Below are 2,768 nucleotides of genomic sequence, written 5' to 3'. Positions count from 1 at the left end.
GATACCATCCTTCTGGGCGAGCCACAATTGCAGGTGCTCGGCCAGCGTTGTGGTTGAGCGGCTGGGTAACTTACGGCTCTCGGCGGCCTGAAGCAGTTGCCGGACGGCTCCTCGGGCCTGCTTTTCGGTGTCCGCTGTCCCGCTTCGCTGGCTGCCGCCCCCTCTGGCATCCGTAACCCAGACGCGCCAGCGGATACGTCCATTTGGCTGAGCAGTGTAAGTACCCTCTTTATGGCCCCGGCGCGGCTTGGTATTGCCCTCTGGTTTCTGCCTCGTAGTCATGGACGAGCCCCCTATACGGTCATCTTTGCCGTCTATATCGGTAATTTAGGCTTGGGCGCGTCGCTTCAGACTTGCACTGACGCCCAAACTCTATTCCGCTCCAGTGGGCTGCGAAACGATCCAGTATGACGGGATTATTCCGGGCAGTACCCCTGATATACCGGGACGAGCGGGACAGCGCTCGAAGCATAGAGCATGAAGACAGTCCAGAGCAGCAAAAACGGCTCCCCGCTTGAATAACTGAAGGTGAAGATAGGGCCGCGACAACTGGTACGGACGGGACAGCCTCAATGAACGGGAGGCGTAAGCAGCGTGGCCTGAAAGTAGTGGGCAGTTCACCAGCACATCTTGGGTTCCATGCCGGGAGATAAGGAGCAGCGCGAACCCAATGGGAGCTGATAAACAGGCTGAGGTTGGCCACATTGTGGGGCACGCTGGCGATACTCTGGCTTGATCATTTATTCAGGTAGCGGCGTTTTACAGGATCTTTACACCACCTGCCTACCGTGGAGGTATGAAACTCACTGCCCCAATTCGCCTGACCACCCTGCTCCTGACCAGCGCCATCACCCTCGGCAGCGCCTTCGCTCAGAACAGCATGCCCGGTATGGATATGAGTACGCCCAGCGCCTCCAGCAGCATGCCGGGGATGACTATGTCCACCGGCAGCATGGACACCACCGCCACCCTGAGCAAACTCAGCGGCAAGGCGTTCGACCGCGCCTTTCTGAGCATGATGATCCCTCACCATCAGGCGGCACTCGATATGGCCAGGGCAATCCTGCCGACCACCAAGGACGCGCAGGTCAAGCGCTGGGCGCAGGGCATCATCAGCTCGCAGCAGGCCGAAATCACGACCATGACAGCGCTCCTGAAGCCCCTGGGCGGCGCGGACCCCAAGATGATGGCCATGATGGACGGCATGAAGGGTATGGGGACGATGGTCAAGGCGGCCAAGAACCCGGATCTCGCCTTCGTTCAGGGCATGGTGCCGCATCATTCCTCGGCCATCGACATGGCGAATGTCGCCTTGCAAAAGAGTGCTGACCCCAAGGTACTCAAGCTGGCGCAGAATATCGTGGTGGCGCAGGCTAAGGAGATGTACGAGTTCCGCACCTGGTTGTTGAAGAAGTAAGCGGCAGGTCAGCGCAACAGCCCAATCAGGGCCGTTGAACACACCAGGTGAGGCGCGGCAGCAGAGATCCGCGCCTTGCCTTTACTGAGGAGTTCATGTGGCGCGAGTGCTGGTCGTTGACGATGATCCCGCCATTCTGGAAATCCTGAGCGCCTACCTCACGCGCGGCGGCTATGAGGTCGTGCAGGCCCGCGACGGCCTGGAAGCCGAGTCGGCACTGGGCGGCGTGGATGTGGCGATCCTCGACTGGATGCTGCCAGGCCAGAGCGGCCTGGAGCTGACTCGGCACGCCCGCGCCCATTACCCGAACCTGCCGCTGCTGCTGCTCACCGCCCGTGGCGGCGAGGAGGACCGGGTGCGCGGTCTGAGGCTGGGCGCCGACGACTACGTGGTCAAGCCGTTCAGTCCCCGCGAGGTGGTGGCGCGGGTCGAGGCGTTGCTGCGGCGGGCCAACGTCCGTGACGTATTGACGCTGGGACCGCTGGTGATCGCTGCCCAGGCCCGCACGGTCAGCTTAAGCGGCGAGCCGCTGAACGTCAGCCGCACCGAGTTCGAGCTGCTGCTGACCCTGGCCCGCCACCGGGGCACCGCGCTGAGCCGTGAGCGGCTGCTGGACCGGGTCTGGGGCGCCGATTTCGCGGGCACCGAACGGGTGGTGGACGTCAATATCCAGATGCTGCGCCGCAAGCTGGGCGACGACCCGGAGGCGCCGACTTTTATCGAAACCGTGCGGGGGTACGGCTACCGCTTCAGGGACGGCGACGCTGGCGGTGTACCTTGACAGGACCGGGCGCTGCACATTTGGTCGCCGGACAGGCCGGTGGTGAGCCGTCTATCCGGCCTATGCTTCCCGTATGAAGCTGCTGCCCCGCCTGTTTCTCTCGCACGCCCTGGTGGTGGTGCTGACCGTGCTGGCGCTGTTCGTGCTGGCCGAGGTGACGGCGCCCGCCTTCATCCGCCACCACGTCGAGCAGATGGTCGGCCTGATCGGCCCCGGTGGGCAGACGCTGCGCGGCGACCTCAGCCGGGGCATGCGCGACACCTTCAACAGCGCCCTGTTGCTGGCCTCCGGGGTGGCGCTGGCCGTCGCCTTTCTGATGGCGTATCTGGCGGCGCGGCGCGTGGTGCAGGCGGTGCGGCTGCTCAGCGCGGGCAGTTTATCAATCGCTCAGGGCCACTATCAGCGGCGGTTGCCGGAAACGGGTCAGGATGAACTGGCCGACCTGGCCCGTAACTTCAACCGGATGGCCCTGGCCCTGGCCGAAGTCGAAGCCTCGCGCACCGAGCTGATCAGCAACGTCGCCCACGAACTCCGCACGCCGCTGACCGCCCTCCAGGGGTACGCCGAGGC

At 63.8% G+C, this 2,768-nt stretch carries 3 protein-coding genes and 1 pseudogene; 3 read left to right on the top strand and 1 reads right to left on the bottom strand.

Annotated features, from left to right (window positions below):
- A pseudogene (locus Q0R23_RS15560) lies at positions 1-282 on the bottom strand (hypothetical protein); the annotation flags it as partial.
- Between the two features lie 514 nt (positions 283-796).
- Here Q0R23_RS15560 and Q0R23_RS15555 point away from each other — a divergent pair.
- The 3 genes from Q0R23_RS15555 to Q0R23_RS15545 all read left to right on the top strand — a co-directional run.
- Complete coding sequence (locus Q0R23_RS15555; RefSeq protein ID WP_293914427.1) at positions 797-1,417, top strand: DUF305 domain-containing protein; 621 nt, start codon at positions 797-799, stop codon at positions 1,415-1,417.
- Positions 1,418-1,514: 97 nt separating this feature from the next.
- Entirely contained in the window at positions 1,515-2,198 is a 684-nt protein-coding gene (locus Q0R23_RS15550; protein ID WP_293914425.1) for a response regulator transcription factor, read from the top strand.
- Between the two features lie 73 nt (positions 2,199-2,271).
- The coding region (locus tag Q0R23_RS15545; protein WP_293914423.1) for a HAMP domain-containing protein at positions 2,272-2,768 on the top strand (497 nt) is incomplete at its 3' end.

The sequence above is a fragment of the Deinococcus sp. genome (genome assembly GCF_025362455.1).
GTDB lineage: Bacteria > Deinococcota > Deinococci > Deinococcales > Deinococcaceae > Deinococcus.
This window is presented reverse-complemented; position numbering and strand designations above follow the sequence as displayed.